We start from the raw sequence: 18,763 nt of genomic DNA on the forward strand, positions 1-18,763 counted from the left end.
AAACGCATCACCCTAGCTACTGAGCAAGAAAAAATAAAGTGTGTTTTTTTAACTTTTCTGCAACAAATTATATTTTCTCATTTTAAATATTAGAAATTTTCTTTTTATCGCTCTCCAATTAAGAGCCATTCTCAATACCTTTGTTATGCTTCATTACCTTTTTTGAGGTAGATCACAAAATCACACTTTTTATGTTACTAAATTGTAAAAACGGCTTATCTGATTGATTAAATAGTGGCACAATAGCATTACTTTTATGAATAAGTTTATTTAACTTTCGGAGTGCATTATGCAAAGTGTTAATTTTGATGTGGCGATTATCGGTGCCGGTGGTGGTGGCTTGCGTGCTGCTATTGCTGCGGCTGAAGCAAATCCAAATCTGAAAATTGCTTTAATTTCAAAAGTTTATCCAATGCGTAGCCATACAGTGGCAGCAGAAGGTGGCTCAGCAGCGGTAATTAAAGATACCGATTCTTACGATAATCATTTTAACGATACAGTGGGCGGTGGAGACTGGTTATGTGAGCAAGATATTGTGGAGTATTTTGTGGAGCATTCGCCGATTGAAATGACACAGTTGGAGCGTTGGGGATGTCCGTGGAGTCGTCGTGAAGATGGTGAGGTTAACGTTCGTCGTTTTGGTGGAATGAAAATTGAGCGTACTTGGTTCGCAGCCGATAAAACCGGTTTCCACATCTTACACACTTTATTCCAAACTTCGATTAAATATCCAAACATCGTCCGCTTTGATGAGCATTTTGTGCTAGATATTTTAACCGACAACGGCGAAGCTCGCGGTTGTGTGGCGATGAATATGATGGAAGGCACTTTAGTGCAAATCAATGCAAACGCAGTTGTGATTGCAACAGGTGGTGGTTGCCGTACTTATCGTTTCAACACTAACGGCGGTATTGTAACCGGCGACGGTTTATCAATGGCATATCGTCACGGTGTGGCTTTACGTGATATGGAGTTCGTTCAATATCACCCAACTGGCTTGCCGAATACCGGTATTTTGATGACTGAAGGCTGCCGCGGTGAGGGTGGTATCTTAGTGAATAAAGATGGCTACCGCTATTTACAAGATTATGGTTTAGGACCGGAAACACCAATCGGTAAACCTGAAAATAAATATATGGAATTAGGTCCGCGTGATAAAGTTTCTCAAGCGTTCTGGCAAGAGTGGCGTAAAGGCAATACCTTAAAAACTGCAAAAGGTGTTGATGTAGTTCACTTAGATTTACGTCATTTAGGTGAGAAATATTTACTTGAACGTTTACCGTTTATTTGCGAATTAGCGAAAGCTTATGAAGGCGTTGATCCTGCGAAAGCTCCAATTCCAGTTCGTCCTGTTGTTCACTATACAATGGGTGGTATTGAAGTAGATATGAATGCAGAAACCTCAATTAAAGGCTTATTTGCAGTGGGTGAGTGTGCATCATCAGGCTTACACGGGGCGAACCGTTTAGGGTCTAACTCCCTCGCAGAATTAGTGGTGTTTGGTAAAGTAGCGGGTGAAAATGCTGCCCGTCGTGCTTTAGAGGTAACAGCTCGTAACCAACCACAAATTGATGCTCAAGCAAAAGATATTGTGGCTCGTTTACACTCGTTGGCGAACCAAGAGGGTAATGAATCGTGGTCGCAAATTCGTAATGAAATGGGCGATTCAATGGAAGAAGGTTGTGGTATCTACCGTACACAAGAGAGTATGGAAGCTACCGTGAATAAAATCCAAGAGTTGAAAGAGCGTTATAAAAATATCAGCGTGAAAGATAAATCAAGTGTATTCAACACTGATTTACTTTACAAAATTGAGTTAGGCTTTATCTTAGATGTTGCCCAATCTATTGCTTGTTCTGCGGTGGAACGTAAAGAGTCTCGTGGTGCACACCAACGTTTAGACTATGTTGAACGTGATGATGTGAATTACTTGAAACATACACAGGCTTTCTATAATGCAGATGGTACACCAACTATTAAATACAGTGATGTGAAAATTACTAAATCACAACCACAAAAACGTGTGTACGGTGCAGAAGCAGAAGCACAAGAAAAAGCAAGAAAAGCAGCAGAAGCTCAAGCACAACAATAGAGAAGGAGCAGTAAAATGGCAAATTTAGAAAAAATGACCATCGAGGTGCTACGCTACAACCCAGAATCAGATAGCGAGCCACATTTAGATAGATATGAAGTGCCTTATGACAGCCAAACTTCACTATTAGATGCACTTGGATTTATTAAAGATGAACTAGAACCGGAGCTTTCATATCGCTGGTCTTGCCGTATGGCGATCTGCGGATCTTGCGGTATGATGGTAAACGGTAAACCAAAATTAGCGTGTAAAACATTTTTACGTGATTACAGTGGCTTTATGCGAATTGAACCGCTTGCTAACTTCCCGATTGAGCGTGATTTAGTGGTAGATTTAAGCCATTTCATTGATAGTATCGAAGCTATCAAGCCATATATTATTGATAACAAAGCACCAGAAGGACAGCGTACTAAACAAACGCCGGCACAGTTAGAGAAATATCGCCAATTCTCAATGTGTATTAACTGTGGCTTATGCTACGCAGCTTGCCCGCAATTCGGCTTAAACCCTGAGTTCATCGGTCCTGCGGCAATTACATTAGCTCATCGTTATAACCTTGATAACCGTGATAACGGACGTGCAGAACGAATGAAATTGCTCAGCAGCAAAAATGGGGTGTGGAGTTGTACTTTCGTGGGTTACTGCTCAGAAGTTTGCCCGAAACACGTTGGTCCTGCTTCAGCAGTGAACCAAGGTAAGCTTGAAAGTGCGAAAGATTATGTTATCTCAATGATTAAACCGAGATAGGAGGAAGAAATGTCAGCGACAAAACGTAGACCTTATGTTAGAGGAATGAAAGCAAGCTGGTGGAAAAAACTTGATTTCTACAAAATGTATATGGTGCGTGAAGCGACCTGTCTTCCAACGGTTTGGTTCTGTATCGTACTATTTTATGGTGCAGTTGCTTTAAGTAAAGGCACATTTGCAACCGACTTTGTAGACTTCTTACAAAATCCATTTGTAGTTGTACTAAACATTATCTCACTTGCAGCAATGCTTTATCACGCAGCAACACTCTATGTAATGACACCCGTAGTAATGCCTATAATCGTAAAAGGTAAGCATTTACCTGCTTATGTAGGAAGAAACATTCTTTGGGCTGCAACAGGTGTAATTAGCTTAATTGCATTAATCTTAGTATATATTTAAGAAGGGGAATAAAATGAGTTTAGATCAAAACCCAAAACGTTCAAATGAGCCACCTGTTTGGTTACTCTTCAGTGCAGGCGGTATGGTTAGTGCATTATTTTTCCCTGTAGTCATTTTTATTATCGGTTTATTACTACCATTTGGATTAGTTTCGCCTGACAACATTATTGCTTTTGCACAGAGTTGGATCGGAAAACTTACCATTATGGTATTAGCGATTTTCCCAATGTGGGCAGGTATGCACCGTATCCATCACGGCTTACACGATCTGAAAGTACATACACCGGCGGGTAATGTGATTTTCTATGGATTATCTATCCTATACACAATTCTAGTGATCATTGCTGTAGTACAGATTTAAGTTAAGAAAGACCATCTTGTATAGAGATGGTCTTTTTATCTTTCTACAAGCGGTAAAATTTACAAAGAAATTTGCAGATATCAGAAATCTTGCTGATAAAACGATCGTTTTGTATTAAATATCTTCAAAAAAGATCTTTTTTAAAAATTTTTTGCAAAAAACACTTGCGTAGATTTAATATTTCTCTATAATGCACCGCACACAACGACGCACTGTTGTGAACAGTTAAGTTAATATTCAGTGCGTCGTTCTTTTTTGCTCTTTAACAATTTATCAGACAATCTGTGTGGGCACTTGTTGATAGACTTGATTTAAAACTATTTTTTTAATTTTGAAGTCTTAATAGGTGCTTAACTAGAAATTCATTACTTTCTTTTAACTGAACTTTTTTAAGTTGAGCTAAGTTTGAAAGTGCGATTTTATGTCAGTACATATTGAGCGATTAAACTTTTTGAATTGAAGAGTTTGATCATGGCTCAGATTGAACGCTGGCGGCAGGCTTAACACATGCAAGTCGAACGGTAGCACAGAGGAGCTTGCTCCTTGGGTGACGAGTGGCGGACGGGTGAGTAATGCTTGGGAATCTGGCTTATGGAGGGGGATAACTACTGGAAACGGTAGCTAATACCGCGTAATGTCTAAGGACTAAAGGGTGGGACTTTCGGGCCACCTGCCATAAGATGAGCCCAAGTGAGATTAGGTAGTTGGTGGGGTAAAGGCTCACCAAGCCGACGATCTCTAGCTGGTCTGAGAGGATGACCAGCCACACTGGAACTGAGACACGGTCCAGACTCCTACGGGAGGCAGCAGTGGGGAATATTGCACAATGGGGGGAACCCTGATGCAGCCATGCCGCGTGAATGAAGAAGGCCTTCGGGTTGTAAAGTTCTTTCGGTAGCGAGGAAGGTGATTGTTTTAATAGAGCAATCAATTGACGTTAACTACAGAAGAAGCACCGGCTAACTCCGTGCCAGCAGCCGCGGTAATACGGGGGGTGCGAGCGTTAATCGGAATAACTGGGCGTAAAGGGCACGCAGGCGGGCTTTTAAGTGGGATGTGAAAGCCCCGGGCTTAACCTGGGAATTGCATTTCAGACTGGGAGTCTAGAGTACTTTAGGGAGGGGTAGAATTCCACGTGTAGCGGTGAAATGCGTAGAGATGTGGAGGAATACCGAAGGCGAAGGCAGCCCCTTGGGAATGTACTGACGCTCATGTGCGAAAGCGTGGGGAGCAAACAGGATTAGATACCCTGGTAGTCCACGCCGTAAACGCTGTCGATTTGGGGATTGGGCTTTGAGCTTGGTGCCCGTAGCTAACGTGATAAATCGACCGCCTGGGGAGTACGGCCGCAAGGTTAAAACTCAAATGAATTGACGGGGGCCCGCACAAGCGGTGGAGCATGTGGTTTAATTCGATGCAACGCGAAGAACCTTACCTACTCTTGACATCCTAAGAAGAACTCAGAGATGAGTTTGTGCCTTCGGGAACTTAGAGACAGGTGCTGCATGGCTGTCGTCAGCTCGTGTTGTGAAATGTTGGGTTAAGTCCCGCAACGAGCGCAACCCTTATCCTTTGTTGCCAGCGATTAGGTCGGGAACTCAAAGGAGACTGCCGGTGATAAACCGGAGGAAGGTGGGGATGACGTCAAGTCATCATGGCCCTTACGAGTAGGGCTACACACGTGCTACAATGGCGTATACAGAGGGCAGCGACCCAGCGATGGTGAGCGAATCTCACAAAGTACGTCTAAGTCCGGATTGGAGTCTGCAACTCGACTCCATGAAGTCGGAATCGCTAGTAATCGCAAATCAGAATGTTGCGGTGAATACGTTCCCGGGCCTTGTACACACCGCCCGTCACACCATGGGAGTGGGTTGTACCAGAAGTAGATAGCTTAACCTTCGGGGGGGCGTTTACCACGGTATGATTCATGACTGGGGTGAAGTCGTAACAAGGTAACCGTAGGGGAACCTGCGGTTGGATCACCTCCTTACCAAAAATCAAGGGCGAAGCTAAGCGAGAGCGAAGTGGAGCAGAAACGACAGCAAGTGTTCACACAGATTGTTTGATAAAGCAGTAGGACAAGATGAATGAGATTTAGACATTCAAGCGGTTAAAATCTTGCAAGATTTTGCAAATGTCGCTAAAATGTTTAACCCAAAATGGAAAAGTGGAAAGCATCTTTAAATGTTGTCCCCATCGTCTAGAGGCCTAGGACATCGCCCTTTCACGGCGGTAACCGGGGTTCGAATCCCCGTGGGGACGCCATTTAAAGATGATTTTTATTGTCTTAATGTTCTTTAAAAATTTAGAAACAAGCTGAAAAACTGAGAGATTTTCGAAAGAAAGTCTGAGTAGTTCAAAAATCTTAGCTGAACAAAAGCAGCTAAGTGTTTAGTTTAAAAACTAACTTTAAGTGTTTTGTTTTTTCTTTCTCTGGATTGAAATAACAGAAAACATTTGAGGTTGTATAGTTAAGTGACTAAGCGCACAAGGTGGATGCCTTGGCAATCAGAGGCGAAGAAGGACGTGCTAATCTGCGAAAAGCTTGGATGAGTTGATAAGAAGCGTTTAATCCAAGATATCCGAATGGGGAAACCCAGTAGATGAAGAATCTACTATCATTATCTGAATACATAGGATAATGAGGCAAACCGGGAGAACTGAAACATCTAAGTACCCCGAGGAAAAGAAATCAACCGAGATTTCGTTAGTAGCGGCGAGCGAACGCGAAAGAGCCAGTTAGTGATAGCAGTAAATACAGGAGAATGAGCTGGGAAGCTCAATCGTAGAGGGTGATAATCCCGTATCCGAAGTATTTATTGTGGTACTAGGCTAACAACAAGTAGGGCGGGACACGTGATATCCTGTTTGAAGATGGGGGGACCATCCTCCAAGGCTAAATACTCCTGATTGACCGATAGTGAACCAGTACTGTGAAGGAAAGGCGAAAAGAACCCCGGCGAGGGGAGTGAAATAGAACCTGAAACCTTGTGCGTACAAGCAGTGGGAGCAGATTAATTCTGTGACTGCGTACCTTTTGTATAATGGGTCAGCGACTTATATTTTGTAGCAAGGTTAACTGAATAAGGGAGCCGAAGGGAAACCGAGTCTTAACTGGGCGTGTAGTTGCAAGGTATAGACCCGAAACCCGGTGATCTAGCCATGGGCAGGTTGAAGATTGGGTAACACTAATTGGAGGACCGAACCGACTAATGTTGAAAAATTAGCGGATGACTTGTGGCTGGGGGTGAAAGGCCAATCAAACCGGGAGATAGCTGGTTCTCCCCGAAATCTATTTAGGTAGAGCCTTGAGCGGACACCTTCGGGGGTAGAGCACTGTTTCGGCTAGGGGTCCATCCCGGATTACCAACCCGATGCAAACTGCGAATACCGAAGAGTGATACTCAGGAGACACACGGTGGGTGCTAACGTCCATCGTGGAGAGGGAAACAACCCAGACCGCCAGCTAAGGTCCCAAAGTACTAGTTAAGTGGGAAACGAAGTGGGAAGGCTTAGACAGCTAGGATGTTGGCTTAGAAGCAGCCATCATTTAAAGAAAGCGTAATAGCTCACTAGTCGAGTCGGCCTGCGCGGAAGATGTAACGGGGCTAAAACTAGTCACCGAAGCTGCGGCATCAGTGGTAACACTGTTGGGTAGGGGAGCGTTCTGTAAGCGGAAGAAGCTGGATTGAGAAGTCCGGTGGACGTATCAGAAGTGCGAATGCTGACATAAGTAACGACAAAACGAGTGAAAAACTCGTTCGCCGGAAGACCAAGGGTTCCTGTCCAACGTTAATCGGGGCAGGGTGAGTCGGCCCCTAAGGCGAGGCTGAAAAGCGTAGTCGATGGGAAACGGGTTAATATTCCCGTACTTGGATAAACTGCGATGTGGGGACGGAGAAGGTTAGGTTATCAGGGTGTTGGATATCCCTGTTTAAGTTGGTAGGTGGAATGTTTAGGCAAATCCGGACATTCTTAACACCGAGAGATGATGACGAGGCACTACGGTGCTGAAGTAACCGATACCACGCTTCCAGGAAAAGCCACTAAGCTTCAGGTTTATCTAAACCGTACTATAAACCGACACAGGTGGTCAGGTAGAGAATACTCAGGCGCTTGAGAGAACTCGGGTGAAGGAACTAGGCAAAATAGCACCGTAACTTCGGGAGAAGGTGCGCCGGCGTAGATTGTAGTCCCTTGCGGATGAAGGTTGAACCGGTCGAAGATACCAGCTGGCTGCAACTGTTTATTAAAAACACAGCACTCTGCAAACACGAAAGTGGACGTATAGGGTGTGATGCCTGCCCGGTGCTGGAAGGTTAATTGATGGTGTTATCGAAAGAGAAGCTCCTGATCGAAGCCCCAGTAAACGGCGGCCGTAACTATAACGGTCCTAAGGTAGCGAAATTCCTTGTCGGGTAAGTTCCGACCTGCACGAATGGCATAATGATGGCCAGGCTGTCTCCACCCGAGACTCAGTGAAATTGAAATCGCCGTGAAGATGCGGTGTACCCGCGGCTAGACGGAAAGACCCCGTGAACCTTTACTATAGCTTGACACTGAACATTGAATTTTGATGTGTAGGATAGGTGGGAGCCTTTGAAGCAGTCACGCCAGTGATTGTGGAGGCGTCCTTGAAATACCACCCTTTAACGTTTGATGTTCTAACGAAGTACTCGGAACGAGTACTCGGACAGTGTCTGGTGGGTAGTTTGACTGGGGCGGTCTCCTCCCAAAGAGTAACGGAGGAGCACGAAGGTTTGCTAATGACGGTCGGACATCGTCAGGTTAGTGCAATGGTAGAAGCAAGCTTAACTGCGAGACAGACAAGTCGAGCAGGTGCGAAAGCAGGTCATAGTGATCCGGTGGTTCTGAATGGAAGGGCCATCGCTCAACGGATAAAAGGTACTCCGGGGATAACAGGCTGATACCGCCCAAGAGTTCATATCGACGGCGGTGTTTGGCACCTCGATGTCGGCTCATCACATCCTGGGGCTGAAGTAGGTCCCAAGGGTATGGCTGTTCGCCATTTAAAGTGGTACGCGAGCTGGGTTTAGAACGTCGTGAGACAGTTCGGTCCCTATCTGCCGTGGGCGTTGGAGAATTGGTTGGGGCTGCTCCTAGTACGAGAGGACCGGAGTGGACGCACCGCTGGTGTTTCGGTTGTGTCGCCAGACGCATTGCCGAGTAGCTATGTGCGGAAGAGATAAGTGCTGAAAGCATCTAAGCACGAAACTTGCCAAGAGATGAGTTCTCCCAGACTATAAGTCTGTAAGGGTTGTTGGAGACTACGACGTAGATAGGTGGGGTGTGTAAGCGTTGCGAGACGTTGAGCTAACCCATACTAATTGCCCGAGAGGCTTAACTATACAACGCTCAAGTGTTTTTATAGAGAAACAAGAAGACACAAGGCGAAGTAAAGTAAAGACTAAACAAAAAAGACGAATGAAGAAAAGACAAACAAAGAGAAGAATACTCAAAGTAGCAGCTTGTTTTTAGATTTTAACTGAATTATCCCGATGACCATAGTGCTGTGGTTCTACCTGACACCATTCCGAACTCAGAAGTAAAACGCAGTAACGTCGATGGTAGTGTGGTGTTTCGCCATGTGAGAGTAGAGCATCATCGGGTTTTACCGAATACATAAGAGAAGATAGATAGAGAGAAGAGCCCCTAAGTAGAGATACTTAGGGGTTTTTATTATTTTAGGCATAGTAGACAAAAGTGTTGGTAAAAAGTGGGTTAAAACCTTATAGTACAAGGCTTTAACCCACTTTTTACCAACACTTTTGTCTACTATGCCTCAATATTTGTAAATTTTCTTCTTATTTATACCGCTTGTACTTGCATAGATAGGTATTTGGTCTTATATCTATAAAATGCTAGTTACCGTAGGATATTAAAAGCCCTATTATTTTGATAACAGGGCTTTATTTATATTAGATTTTTTGACCTGTGATTCGGCACCATTCTTCATTTTCCACTACAGGGTCAAGATGGAATGAAGATCTATAAGCACCACATACACTTTCAGCTTGAGTTGCAAGAATACCTGATAAGCCTAAATCACCATTTGGTTTTACAAGGGTTATAATATTTGGTGCAAGCTCTTTTAATGGTCCTGCAAGAATATTTGCAACTACAACATCAGCTTGTAACTCTTGTGGTTGATCTTTTGCTAAGAATAGTTGTAAACGTTCCGACACTCCATTTGCTTTAGCATTGTTTTGACTGGCTAAAATTGCTTGTGGGTCGATATCAATCCCGATTGCTTGTTTCGCACCGAGTTTTAATGCAGCAATCGCTAAAATACCGGAACCGCATCCAAAATCAATCACGGTTTTGCCTTCTAAGTCTAAGCTATCTAACCATTGTAAGCAGAGGGAAGTAGTTGGGTGTGTACCTGTTCCAAATGCTAAACCTGGGTCGAGCATCACATTAACTGCATTCGGATCAGGCACTTCACGCCAGCTTGGACAAATCCATAGACGTTTGCCAAATTTCATTGGATGGAAATTATCCATCCATTCACGTTCCCAATCTTTATCTTCAATTTGTTCGATTTTATGGCTGAAATCAGGCGTAACCAATGTGCTGATAAGCAATGCCTCCACCACAGCTTTCATATCGGTTTCTGCATCAAATAAACCAACCACATCGGTGTTACCCCATAGACGTGTTTCGCCTGGGAGAGGCTCAAAGATAGGCGTATCTTGGCTATCCATAAAGGTAACGGATACTGCCCCAATCTCTGTTAAAAAATCGCTGATTTCTTCAGCCTGTTTGTCTGTACTATTTAAACGAATTTGTACCCAAGCCATTTTGTTTTTCCTTTTATCGCTTACAAGCGGTAATATTTTCTCTAAATTTTGTAAATTGGACGAAGGCTATCCACGTCCGCCTACCGTAATCTTATCTAACTTCACTGTTGGTTGCCCCACACCTACCGGCACAGATTGCCCTTCTTTACCACAAGTGCCAATACCTGGATCGAGTTCCATTTTACGACCTACCATTGAAATCTGTTGCATCGCTTCAATACCGCTGCCGATAAGAGTTGCTCCGGTTACCGGTTTAGTGATTTTACCTTTTTCGATTAAGTAGGCTTCTGCGGTAGAGAACACAAATTTGCCGGAGGTAATATCTACTTGTCCACCACTGAAGTGCGGGGCATATAAGCCGTATTCAACCGATTCAATCATTTCTTCAAATTCGTGGTTGCCTTCGGTTAAGTAAGTATTGGTCATTCGTGGCATCGGTAAGTGTGCATAAGATTCTCGTCTGCCGTTGCCTGTTGGTTCTACGCCCATTAATCGAGCGTTCAGTTTATCTTGCATATAACCTTTGAGGATCCCGTTTTCAATTAACACATTGCGTTGTGAAGGCACACCTTCATCATCAATGGTAATTGAGCCACGCATATTTGGCACAGTACCATCATCAATAATAGTACAAAGTGGAGAGGTAACCAGTTCGCCAATTCTTCCTGTAAAGAGAGAACTTTCTTTTCGGTTGAAATCTCCCTCTAATCCGTGCCCGACTGCTTCGTGTAATAAAATGCCAGGCCAGCCAGCACCAAGTACAATGGGCATTGTACCTGCCGGAGCTGGAATAGCAGTGAGGTTTACCAGTGCTTGTCTTACTGCCTCTTTAGCGAGATATTCAGCACGGCTAAAGCCGGTTTCGTTTGGCTCTAAAAACCACGTTAATCCGAAACGTCCACCAGCTCCAGCTGAACCACGTTCACGCTTGCCGTTTTGTTCCACAAGTACAGAAATAGATAAACGCACTAACGGGCGAATATCTGAGGCTAATGTGCCGTCTGTGGCAGCCACTAACATTTCTTCATAAACAGCAGAGAGATTAGCATTCACTTGGATAACACGAGGATCTTCCAAACGTGCGGTTTTATCAATCAAATGGAGTAATTCTACTTTTTTCTCTTGGCTAATGGTTTCTAGCGGATTGATTGCCGCATAGCGTGAGCAAGCGGTCGTTTTTTTGAAATTTTTTACCAATAATTGACCGCTTGTTTGGCTGATAGAGCGAGCTGCAGCAGCACATTGTTCTAATTGTTTGAGCGTGATTTGATCTGCATAGGCAAAGCCTGTTTTTTCGCCTGAAACGGCACGCACGCCAAAACCTCTATCGATATAAAATCCGCCTTCTTTAATAATACTATCTTCCAAACTCCAGCTTTCGTCTTGGCTGAGCTGGAAATAGAGATCGGCGTAATCGATATCACGTCCTGAAAAGTGATCAAGCACTTGGCTTAAGTGAGATAATTCAAGCCCGCTTGGTGCAAGCAAGCTATCTGAAACCTTGTTTAACATTGTGATTCCTAAAAATGAAAGACGGTAGATTTTAACACAAAATCTACCGTCTTAAATGGTAATTCGAGAATTAGCCTTTTAAGCCTTCTTGCTCACGCACGTTATCCACACCCTTATCTGCTTCAACACGCTGCATAAAGGCAGAAAGTTGTGGAAGATGAGAGAAATCTAAGCCTAAACGGCGACACCAATTCAACATAATGTAGAGGTAAACATCCGCAACCGAAATGCTCTCGCCAAAGAAAATGTGGCTCTCTAAATGTTCATTTGCCACCGTAAGTTGCTCCAGAACTTGTTCTGCAGCTTGTTGGCGAATGGTTTTAATTAATTCCTCATTGCCTTCGGCATAGCTTGGTAGACGGAAAAGAGGCACGAATGATTTATGTACATCAGCATTAAAATAAGCTAACCAGCGAGCCGCTTTTGCTTTATCACGAGCAGTTTTACTGCCAAAAAGTTTTGCATCGGGATAAATTTCATCTAAATAGTGCACAATCGCTTGGTTTTGTGAAAGCACTAAATCGCCATCAACCAATAGTGGCACAGCACCACGTGGGTTGAGAGCTAAATATTCAGGCGATTTGATAAATTCACGGCTAACCGCTTGAAATTCGTAATCTTGATTGGCGTGCAATTTCACCCATTCTAATGCAACGTGTGGCACGAATGAACAAGCACCAACTAAACCATATAATTTCATTTTTGTTTCCTCTGAATTAAGGGAGTAATTTTTCCAAACGCCATAAATCGGCAAAACTCGCACGGGCTTTAATGAGGTGGGCTTGATTGCCATCTACCATAATTTCTGCCGCTTGCGGGCGAGAGTTATAGGTGGAAGACATTGCTGCACCGTAAGCACCGGCAGAACGCATTGCGATTAAATCGCCTTCTGCAATTGCAAGTTCTCTCTGTTTGCCTAAGAAATCGGAGGTTTCGCAGATTGGACCTACTACGTCATAAATAGCGGTTTGGCGATTAAGGGTTTTATCCACTTCGGTAATTTGCATATAGGCTTCATAAAGAGCAGGACGAATCATATCGTTCATACCTGTATCTACAATAGCAAAGTTACGATCTTCATTCTGTTTCAGATATTCTACTTTAGTGACTAAAATACCTGCATTGGCAGTAATAGCACGCCCCGGCTCAATGATAATTTCTAGGTTTTCGTAGCCTTTGAGTTTTTCTAATAACGCTTTAGCGTATTCGGTTGGGTGTGGAGGCTCTTCGTCGTTATAAGGCACACCTAAGCCACCGCCTAAGTCTAAGTGATGTAGCTCAATACCATCTTTACGAAGTTGCTCCATTAGGATTATTAGACGATCGGTTGCATCTAAGAACGGTTGTAATTCAGTTAATTGTGAACCGATATGGCAATCCATACCCGTAATTTTTACATTCGGTAAAGTTTTTGCTAAACGATAAACTTCACGAGCCTGGGTTACGCTTACACCAAATTTGTTTTCTTTTAGCCCCGTTGAGATATAAGGGTGGGTGTGGGCATCAACATCAGGATTTACACGCAGGGAAATTGGGGCTATTTTGCCTAATTGATCAGCCACTTCGTTAATGCGGTGAAGTTCTGAAATAGATTCAATATTAAAGCAACGAATACCGACTTCTAATGCACGTTTAATTTCGGTATGAGATTTTGCCACACCGGAGAAAACCACTTTTGCAGGGTCGCCACCAGCGGCAAGCACACGCTCAAGTTCGCCTTGCGAGACAATATCAAAGCCCGAGCCTAATCTTGCCATCACGTTAAGTAAAGCAATGTTTGAGTTTGATTTTACCGCAAAGCAAACTAAATGTGGGTGCGAGCCAAAGGCATTGTTGAAAGCGTGCCAATGGCGTTCAAGTGTAGCTCGAGAGTAAATATAAGCAGGTGTGCCGTGTTGTTGGATAATATCGCTAATTGCGACATCCTCGGCAAAAAGCTGGTTGTTTTTATATTCAAAGTGGTTCATTGAAATTCCGTTGTGTTTGAGGATTTTTAAAGAAAAAGAGAGTACAAACGGTCATTTTTCAGCGATTTTTTGCAAAATTTAAGTAAAAAGTAACCGCTTGCAACTATTATTTTTGTTCGTGTTTAGGTGCTGACTCAGGGAAGTAAAGAGGACCTTTTACACCACAGGCACTCAAGCCTAAAGTCGCCACTAAAGTGATTAAAAGTAGTTTTTTCATTGCTTTTTCCATTTAAAAAAGATACTTCATTCTAAAACAAAATAATCGCCCTATCTATAAAAAATTACACCCCAATCTTAATAGATTGAGGTGTAAATAACGTTATAGTATTTTCAGTTTATTTTAAACTGCCAACCATATCTTCCGGTCGAACCCATTCATCGAATTGTTCAGCGGTAACTAAACCTAAGTTAATCGCTTCCTCTTTTAAGGTTGTGCCGTTTTTGTGGGCGGTTTTGGCAATTTTCGCTGCATTTTCATAGCCGATATGAGTATTTAATGCAGTAACGAGCATTAATGATTGGTCGAGCTGTTGTTTAATACGAGGATAGTTCGGCTCAATGCCCACTGCACAGTGCTCGTCAAACGATACGCACGCATCGCCTAATAATTGGGCAGATTGTAAGAAGTTATACGCCATTACAGGTTTGTACACATTCAATTGGAAATGACCTTGTGTGCCTGCGAATGAGATGGTTACATCGTTACCTAACACTTGGGCACAAACCATTGTCATTGCTTCACATTGGGTTGGGTTCACTTTACCCGGCATAATAGATGAGCCCGGCTCGTTTTCAGGAATTAAGATTTCACCGATACCTGAACGTGGACCTGAAGCCAGTAAGCGAACATCGTTAGCGATTTTATAGAGTGAAACTGCAAGCTGTTTTAACGCACCGTGCGTTTCTACAATCGCATCATGGGTAGCTAGGGCTTCAAATTTGTTTTGTGCGGTTACGAATGGTAAACCTGTAAACTTCGCAATATATTCAGCAACAAGAACATCATAGCCTTTCGGTGTATTTAAACCGGTACCTACCGCCGTGCCGCCCAATGCAAGTTCACGAAGGTGTGGCAAGGTATTTTCTAATGCTTTAATGCCAAAGGTTAATTGAGCCGCATAAGCAGAGAACTCTTGACCGAGTGTAAGTGGGGTGGCATCCATTAAGTGTGTACGACCGATTTTTACTACATCTTTAAAGGCTTCCGCTTTTTCTGCTAACGTTTTTTGTAAACGTTTTACGCAAGGGAGAGTGTGTTCAACTACTTTTTTATATGCTGCAATGTGCATTGCGGTTGGGTAGGTGTCGTTAGAAGATTGGGATTTGTTTACATCATCATTCGGGTGAATAATCGATTTTTCGCCTAGTTTGCCACCGTTCATAACGTGAGCACGGTTTGCTACGACTTCATTCACGTTCATATTAGATTGTGTACCTGAGCCTGTTTGCCAGATTACCAGTGGGAATTGATCGTCTAATTTGTTTGCTAAAATCTCATCACAGGCATTTGCAATTAAATCACGTTTTTCGACCGCTAGTACGCCTAGATCGTGGTTCGCATAAGCTGCCGCTTTTTTTAGATAACCAAAGGCTTCAATGATTTCGGCAGGCATAGAACCTTCTTCGCCAATTTTGAAATTATTGCGAGAACGTTCAGTTTGAGCTGCCCAATATTTATCAGCAGGGACTTGTACTTCGCCCATTGTGTCTTTTTCGATACGGAATGTCATTGTTTACTCCTAATTTTTAAAAAGTTAAAATCAATAAGCTCTAGTTATTTAGAGGTATGGCAAATACTAGCATAGAAAGGAAAAAGAAAGGAACTAACAAAAGCAATTCCGCATTGGTTTTTTTACTATTTTATGATGTGGATCACATTATTAAATGATTAGTGTTAAATCTTTTTCGTAAGCCACAGGCATATAGGGCTTCATTCGCTTCTTGCATTAATTCTCGTTTTTGCTTTTCTGTAAATGTGTAGATATATTGATGGTTTAATGCTCCATTTAATTTAAATAGTAAATCTTCAGTAGCATCAAAACCTTGCATAACCAGTTTAATAAATGCCGAAATATAGCCAACTTCAGCAAAGTCTTGTATTGAATATATACCCACTTTTTTCAACATTCTTTCTAACTTTAGATTCATATTAGGCAAATTACGAATTTGAGTTGAACGCTTATTGTCTATTTTTTCCTTTTCGGATTGTAGTTCTTCTAAGGTGGAGTGAATGAGTATGCTAAGTTGAGATTTGTCAGATAAGATATTATTTGGAATAAAATAGAACTTTCTGCTTTGTAAACCTATTTTATTATCAGATAGATTATATGTTCCAGAGTAGCTGCTTATATATGACATATATTTTTGAGAAATACGCAAGTAAGTTACTCCATTTTGATACAATGCAATCATCAAGTTATTCTTGAAAATTGCATGATAAGAGAAGTATGTTTTTACCCTAAATTCTCCAAGAATAGGCTCAAATAAAGGGGAGATTTCTTGCCTAATTTCATTGACTGTTTGCATATTTGTACTCCGATGTAAGTTTATGTAATTATTGTGTTTATTAACAATAAATACTGTTATGAATTAAATTTCAACAAGGATTTTTTAGATTTGTGAAGTGGCTCGAAAAGTTTGAATAAAAAAATCAGAAAATGCGGTTTATTTGATTTTCTTCAAATGGAGTGATGTGGGCGTTCGGTATCTTGGAAAATTTTGTTTGCGAATAATAAAAATACAAAAAGTAAAAATTACTTGCATAATCATAATGAAAAGAGTATGATATTTCAGCTTTAGGTAGCTAAAGACGTTTGATGTAATCATTTATCAAATGGCATTACAGATTTTGTAATGCAAACAATGTTCCTAATCTTGGAACTATATAGGTTTAACTGAGCTCCCTTAATTTTATTTATTAAGTGGTAGTTTGGTTTTTTATTAGCTAAATTTTTTAATTGGAGCTCTGGTCTAATGCAGAACCAAAGAATCCGTATCCGCTTAAAAGCTTTTGATCATCGCTTGATCGATCAATCTACTGCGGAGATCGTAGAAACAGCTAAACGTACTGGTGCACAAGTTCGTGGTCCAATTCCTTTACCAACTCGTAAAGAACGTTTCACTGTATTGATTTCTCCACACGTGAACAAAGATGCACGTGACCAATATGAAATCCGTACTCACAAACGTTTAGTTGATATTGTTGAACCAACAGAAAAAACTGTTGATGCATTAATGCGTTTAGATCTAGCTGCTGGCGTTGACGTTCAGATTAGTCTAGGTTAATTGGGAATTTTAAGAGGTTATTACAATGATTGGTTTAATCGGTCGTAAAGTTGGTATGACCCGCGTTTTCACTGAAGACGGCGTGTCTATTCCAGTTACCGTTATCGAAATCGAAGCCAACCGTGTTACTCAAGTTAAAACCCTTGAAAACGATGGCTATTCTGCAATTCAAGTTACTACTGGCTCTAAAAAAGCGAGTCGTGTAACTAAACCAGAAGCAGGTCATTTCGTGAAAGCAGGTGTTGAAGCTGGTCGCGGTTTATGGGAATTTCGTACTGAGGGTGAAGAATTCACTTTAGGTCAAGAAATCAATGTTGACATCTTCACAGATGTTAAAAAAGTCGATGTTACTGGTACATCAAAAGGTAAAGGTTTCCAAGGCGGTGTTAAACGCTGGAACTTCCGTACTCAAGATGCTACACACGGTAACTCTTTATCACATCGTGTACTTGGTTCTATTGGTCAAAACCAAACTCCGGGTCGTGTGTTTAAAGGTAAAAAAATGGCAGGACACTTAGGTGCTGAGCGTGTAACCGTTCAATCACTTGAAGTTGTTCGTGTAGATGTTGAGCGTAAATTACTATTAGTTAAAGGTGCTGTTCCAGGTGCAACTAATGGTGATGTTATCGTGAAACCGGCAGTTAAAGCATAAGTCTAGGAGATAGAGATGGAATTACAAGTTGTAGGTGCAAACGCACTAACTGTTTCTGAAACTACCTTCGGACGTGAGTTCAATGAAGCGTTAATCCACCAAGTAGTTGTTGCTTACGCAGCAGGTGCTCGTCAAGGAAGCCGTGCTCAAAAAACTCGTGCTGAAGTGTCTGGTTCAGGTAAAAAGCCTTGGCGTCAAAAAGGTACAGGTCGTGCACGTTCAGGTGATATCAAATCACCAATCTGGCGTTCAGGTGGTATCACTTTCGCTGCGAAACCACAAGATCACAGCCAAAAAGTGAACAAAAAAATGTACCGTGGTGCAATCAAAAGCATTCTTTCTGAATTAGTTCGTCAAGAGCGTTTAGTTGTTGTTGAAAAATTCGAAATTGACGCACCAAAAACTAAAGTATTAGCACAAAAATTAAAAGATATGGCGTTAACTGACGCTCTTATCATCACTGCAAGCTTAGATGAAAATCTATTCTTAGCAGCACGTAACTTATACAAAGTAGATGTGCGTGATGTTCAAGGTATCGACCCTGTTAGCTTGATCGCTTTCGATAAAGTGGTTGTTACTGTAGATGCAGTGAAACAAATTGAGGAGATGTTAGCATGATTCAACAAGAACGTTTGCTAAATGTGTTAAAAGCACCACATATCTCTGAAAAAGCGACGAATAATGCTGAAAAAGGCAACACAATCGTTTTCAAAGTAGCATTAGATGCTAACAAAGTTGAAATTGCAAATGCAGTTGAGCAACTATTTGAAGTGAAAGTGGACTCAGTTCGTACTGTGATCGTGAAAGGTAAAACTAAACGTCGTGGTGCTAAAATGGGTCGTCGTAGTGACTGGAAAAAAGCTTATGTAACTCTTCAAGAAGGTCAATCACTTGACTTCGTTGAAGGTGCGGCAGAGTAAT

At 42.1% G+C, this 18,763-nt stretch carries 15 protein-coding genes, 1 tRNA gene and 3 rRNA genes; 12 read left to right on the forward strand and 7 right to left on the reverse strand.

Translation table 11 applies throughout. The features are described 5' to 3' along the window. Positions 1-289: 289 nt before the first annotated feature. The 8 genes from frdA to rrf all read left to right on the forward strand — a co-directional run bounded on the left by frdA (position 290) and on the right by rrf (position 9,236). Positions 290-2,092, forward strand: coding sequence for a fumarate reductase (quinol) flavoprotein subunit (gene frdA / locus ICJ55_RS02610; protein ID WP_188157215.1), 1,803 nt, complete (start codon positions 290-292; stop codon positions 2,090-2,092). Between the two features lie 15 nt (positions 2,093-2,107). Then, positions 2,108-2,839 carry a succinate dehydrogenase/fumarate reductase iron-sulfur subunit gene (locus tag ICJ55_RS02615; RefSeq protein ID WP_188157216.1) on the forward strand — a complete coding sequence of 244 codons (732 nt, stop codon included), beginning with the start codon at positions 2,108-2,110 and terminating at the stop codon, positions 2,837-2,839. Positions 2,840-2,848: 9 nt separating this feature from the next. Then, the gene (gene frdC, locus ICJ55_RS02620; protein ID WP_188157217.1) at positions 2,849-3,241 is read left to right on the forward strand and encodes a fumarate reductase subunit FrdC; all 393 of its coding nucleotides are present in this window, start codon (positions 2,849-2,851) and stop codon (positions 3,239-3,241) included. Between the two features lie 13 nt (positions 3,242-3,254). Next, complete coding sequence (gene frdD / locus ICJ55_RS02625) at positions 3,255-3,602, forward strand: fumarate reductase subunit FrdD (RefSeq protein WP_188157218.1); 348 nt, start codon at positions 3,255-3,257, stop codon at positions 3,600-3,602. 453 nt (positions 3,603-4,055) lie between these two features. Next, positions 4,056-5,595 (forward strand): 16S ribosomal RNA (locus tag ICJ55_RS02630). Positions 5,596-5,794: 199 nt separating this feature from the next. Further along, positions 5,795-5,870: transfer RNA gene (locus ICJ55_RS02635), tRNA-Glu, on the forward strand. A 204-nt stretch (positions 5,871-6,074) separates the two neighbouring features. After that, positions 6,075-8,974: ribosomal RNA gene (locus tag ICJ55_RS02640) — 23S ribosomal RNA — on the forward strand. A 146-nt stretch (positions 8,975-9,120) separates the two neighbouring features. Beyond that, a 5S ribosomal RNA gene (gene rrf, locus ICJ55_RS02645) occupies positions 9,121-9,236 on the forward strand. The 16S, 23S and 5S rRNA genes sit together here with 1 tRNA gene alongside, the layout of an rRNA operon. A 308-nt stretch (positions 9,237-9,544) precedes the next feature. On the opposite strand, the gene prmA is transcribed toward rrf, so the two are convergent. The 7 genes from prmA to ICJ55_RS02680 all read right to left on the reverse strand — a co-directional run bounded on the left by prmA (position 9,545) and on the right by ICJ55_RS02680 (position 16,431). Next, positions 9,545-10,426, reverse strand: a complete 882-nt coding sequence (prmA, locus tag ICJ55_RS02650; protein ID WP_188157219.1) for a 50S ribosomal protein L11 methyltransferase — start codon at positions 10,424-10,426, stop codon at positions 9,545-9,547. A 66-nt stretch (positions 10,427-10,492) separates the two neighbouring features. Then, positions 10,493-11,938: a metalloprotease TldD gene (gene tldD, locus ICJ55_RS02655; protein ID WP_188157220.1), complete on the reverse strand. Its 1,446-nt coding sequence runs from the start codon at positions 11,936-11,938 to the stop codon at positions 10,493-10,495. 70 nt (positions 11,939-12,008) lie between these two features. Then, complete coding sequence (locus ICJ55_RS02660) at positions 12,009-12,638, reverse strand: glutathione S-transferase family protein (protein ID WP_188157221.1); 630 nt, start codon at positions 12,636-12,638, stop codon at positions 12,009-12,011. A 16-nt stretch (positions 12,639-12,654) separates the two neighbouring features. Then, entirely contained in the window at positions 12,655-13,905 is a 1,251-nt protein-coding gene (gene lysA, locus ICJ55_RS02665) for a diaminopimelate decarboxylase (RefSeq protein ID WP_188157222.1), read from the reverse strand. 106 nt (positions 13,906-14,011) lie between these two features. Next, on the reverse strand, positions 14,012-14,122 hold the full coding sequence (lptM, locus tag ICJ55_RS02670) for an LPS translocon maturation chaperone LptM (protein WP_188157223.1): 111 nt from the start codon (positions 14,120-14,122) through the stop codon (positions 14,012-14,014). Between the two features lie 118 nt (positions 14,123-14,240). Continuing rightward, on the reverse strand, positions 14,241-15,635 hold the full coding sequence (gene fumC, locus ICJ55_RS02675; protein ID WP_188157224.1) for a class II fumarate hydratase: 1,395 nt from the start codon (positions 15,633-15,635) through the stop codon (positions 14,241-14,243). Positions 15,636-15,777: 142 nt separating this feature from the next. Next, the gene (locus tag ICJ55_RS02680; RefSeq protein WP_188157225.1) at positions 15,778-16,431 is read right to left on the reverse strand and encodes a TfoX/Sxy family DNA transformation protein; all 654 of its coding nucleotides are present in this window, start codon (positions 16,429-16,431) and stop codon (positions 15,778-15,780) included. A gap of 447 nt (positions 16,432-16,878) precedes the next feature. On the opposite strand from ICJ55_RS02680, the gene rpsJ reads away from it, so the two are divergent. From rpsJ to rplW, 4 genes are read left to right on the forward strand one after another with little or no spacing between them, the layout of a single operon-like run. Next, positions 16,879-17,190, forward strand: coding sequence for a 30S ribosomal protein S10 (gene rpsJ, locus ICJ55_RS02685; RefSeq protein WP_001181005.1), 312 nt, complete (start codon positions 16,879-16,881; stop codon positions 17,188-17,190). Positions 17,191-17,215: 25 nt separating this feature from the next. After that, positions 17,216-17,842 (forward strand): 50S ribosomal protein L3, encoded by a 627-nt coding sequence (gene rplC, locus ICJ55_RS02690; protein WP_025218243.1) that lies wholly within the window; start codon positions 17,216-17,218, stop codon positions 17,840-17,842. 15 nt (positions 17,843-17,857) lie between these two features. Further along, positions 17,858-18,460 (forward strand): 50S ribosomal protein L4, encoded by a 603-nt coding sequence (rplD, locus tag ICJ55_RS02695; RefSeq protein WP_188157226.1) that lies wholly within the window; start codon positions 17,858-17,860, stop codon positions 18,458-18,460. Next, positions 18,457-18,762, forward strand: a complete 306-nt coding sequence (gene rplW, locus ICJ55_RS02700) for a 50S ribosomal protein L23 (protein WP_027073854.1) — start codon at positions 18,457-18,459, stop codon at positions 18,760-18,762. The genes rplD and rplW overlap by 4 nt, the downstream gene beginning before the upstream one ends. Position 18,763: the final 1 nt, after the last annotated feature.

This window comes from Mannheimia bovis (genome assembly GCF_014541205.1).
In the GTDB taxonomy this organism is placed as follows: Bacteria; Pseudomonadota; Gammaproteobacteria; order Enterobacterales; family Pasteurellaceae; genus Mannheimia; species Mannheimia bovis.

What these genes read in the sequence shown, in the direction of transcription:
- frdA (WP_188157215.1), top strand. Translation starts at nt 290, where the DNA reads ATGCAAAGTGTTAATTTTGATGTGGCGATTATCGGTGCCGGTGGTGGT.
- ICJ55_RS02615 (WP_188157216.1), top strand. Translation starts at nt 2,108, where the DNA reads ATGGCAAATTTAGAAAAAATGACCATCGAGGTGCTACGCTACAACCCA.
- frdC (WP_188157217.1), top strand. Translation starts at nt 2,849, where the DNA reads ATGTCAGCGACAAAACGTAGACCTTATGTTAGAGGAATGAAAGCAAGC.
- frdD (WP_188157218.1), top strand. Translation starts at nt 3,255, where the DNA reads ATGAGTTTAGATCAAAACCCAAAACGTTCAAATGAGCCACCTGTTTGG.
- prmA (WP_188157219.1), bottom strand. Translation starts at nt 10,426, where the DNA reads ATGGCTTGGGTACAAATTCGTTTAAATAGTACAGACAAACAGGCTGAA.
- tldD (WP_188157220.1), bottom strand. Translation starts at nt 11,938, where the DNA reads ATGTTAAACAAGGTTTCAGATAGCTTGCTTGCACCAAGCGGGCTTGAA.
- ICJ55_RS02660 (WP_188157221.1), bottom strand. Translation starts at nt 12,638, where the DNA reads ATGAAATTATATGGTTTAGTTGGTGCTTGTTCATTCGTGCCACACGTT.
- lysA (WP_188157222.1), bottom strand. Translation starts at nt 13,905, where the DNA reads ATGAACCACTTTGAATATAAAAACAACCAGCTTTTTGCCGAGGATGTC.
- lptM (WP_188157223.1), bottom strand. Translation starts at nt 14,122, where the DNA reads ATGAAAAAACTACTTTTAATCACTTTAGTGGCGACTTTAGGCTTGAGT.
- fumC (WP_188157224.1), bottom strand. Translation starts at nt 15,635, where the DNA reads ATGACATTCCGTATCGAAAAAGACACAATGGGCGAAGTACAAGTCCCT.
- ICJ55_RS02680 (WP_188157225.1), bottom strand. Translation starts at nt 16,431, where the DNA reads ATGCAAACAGTCAATGAAATTAGGCAAGAAATCTCCCCTTTATTTGAG.
- rpsJ (WP_001181005.1), top strand. Translation starts at nt 16,879, where the DNA reads ATGCAGAACCAAAGAATCCGTATCCGCTTAAAAGCTTTTGATCATCGC.
- rplC (WP_025218243.1), top strand. Translation starts at nt 17,216, where the DNA reads ATGATTGGTTTAATCGGTCGTAAAGTTGGTATGACCCGCGTTTTCACT.
- rplD (WP_188157226.1), top strand. Translation starts at nt 17,858, where the DNA reads ATGGAATTACAAGTTGTAGGTGCAAACGCACTAACTGTTTCTGAAACT.
- rplW (WP_027073854.1), top strand. Translation starts at nt 18,457, where the DNA reads ATGATTCAACAAGAACGTTTGCTAAATGTGTTAAAAGCACCACATATC.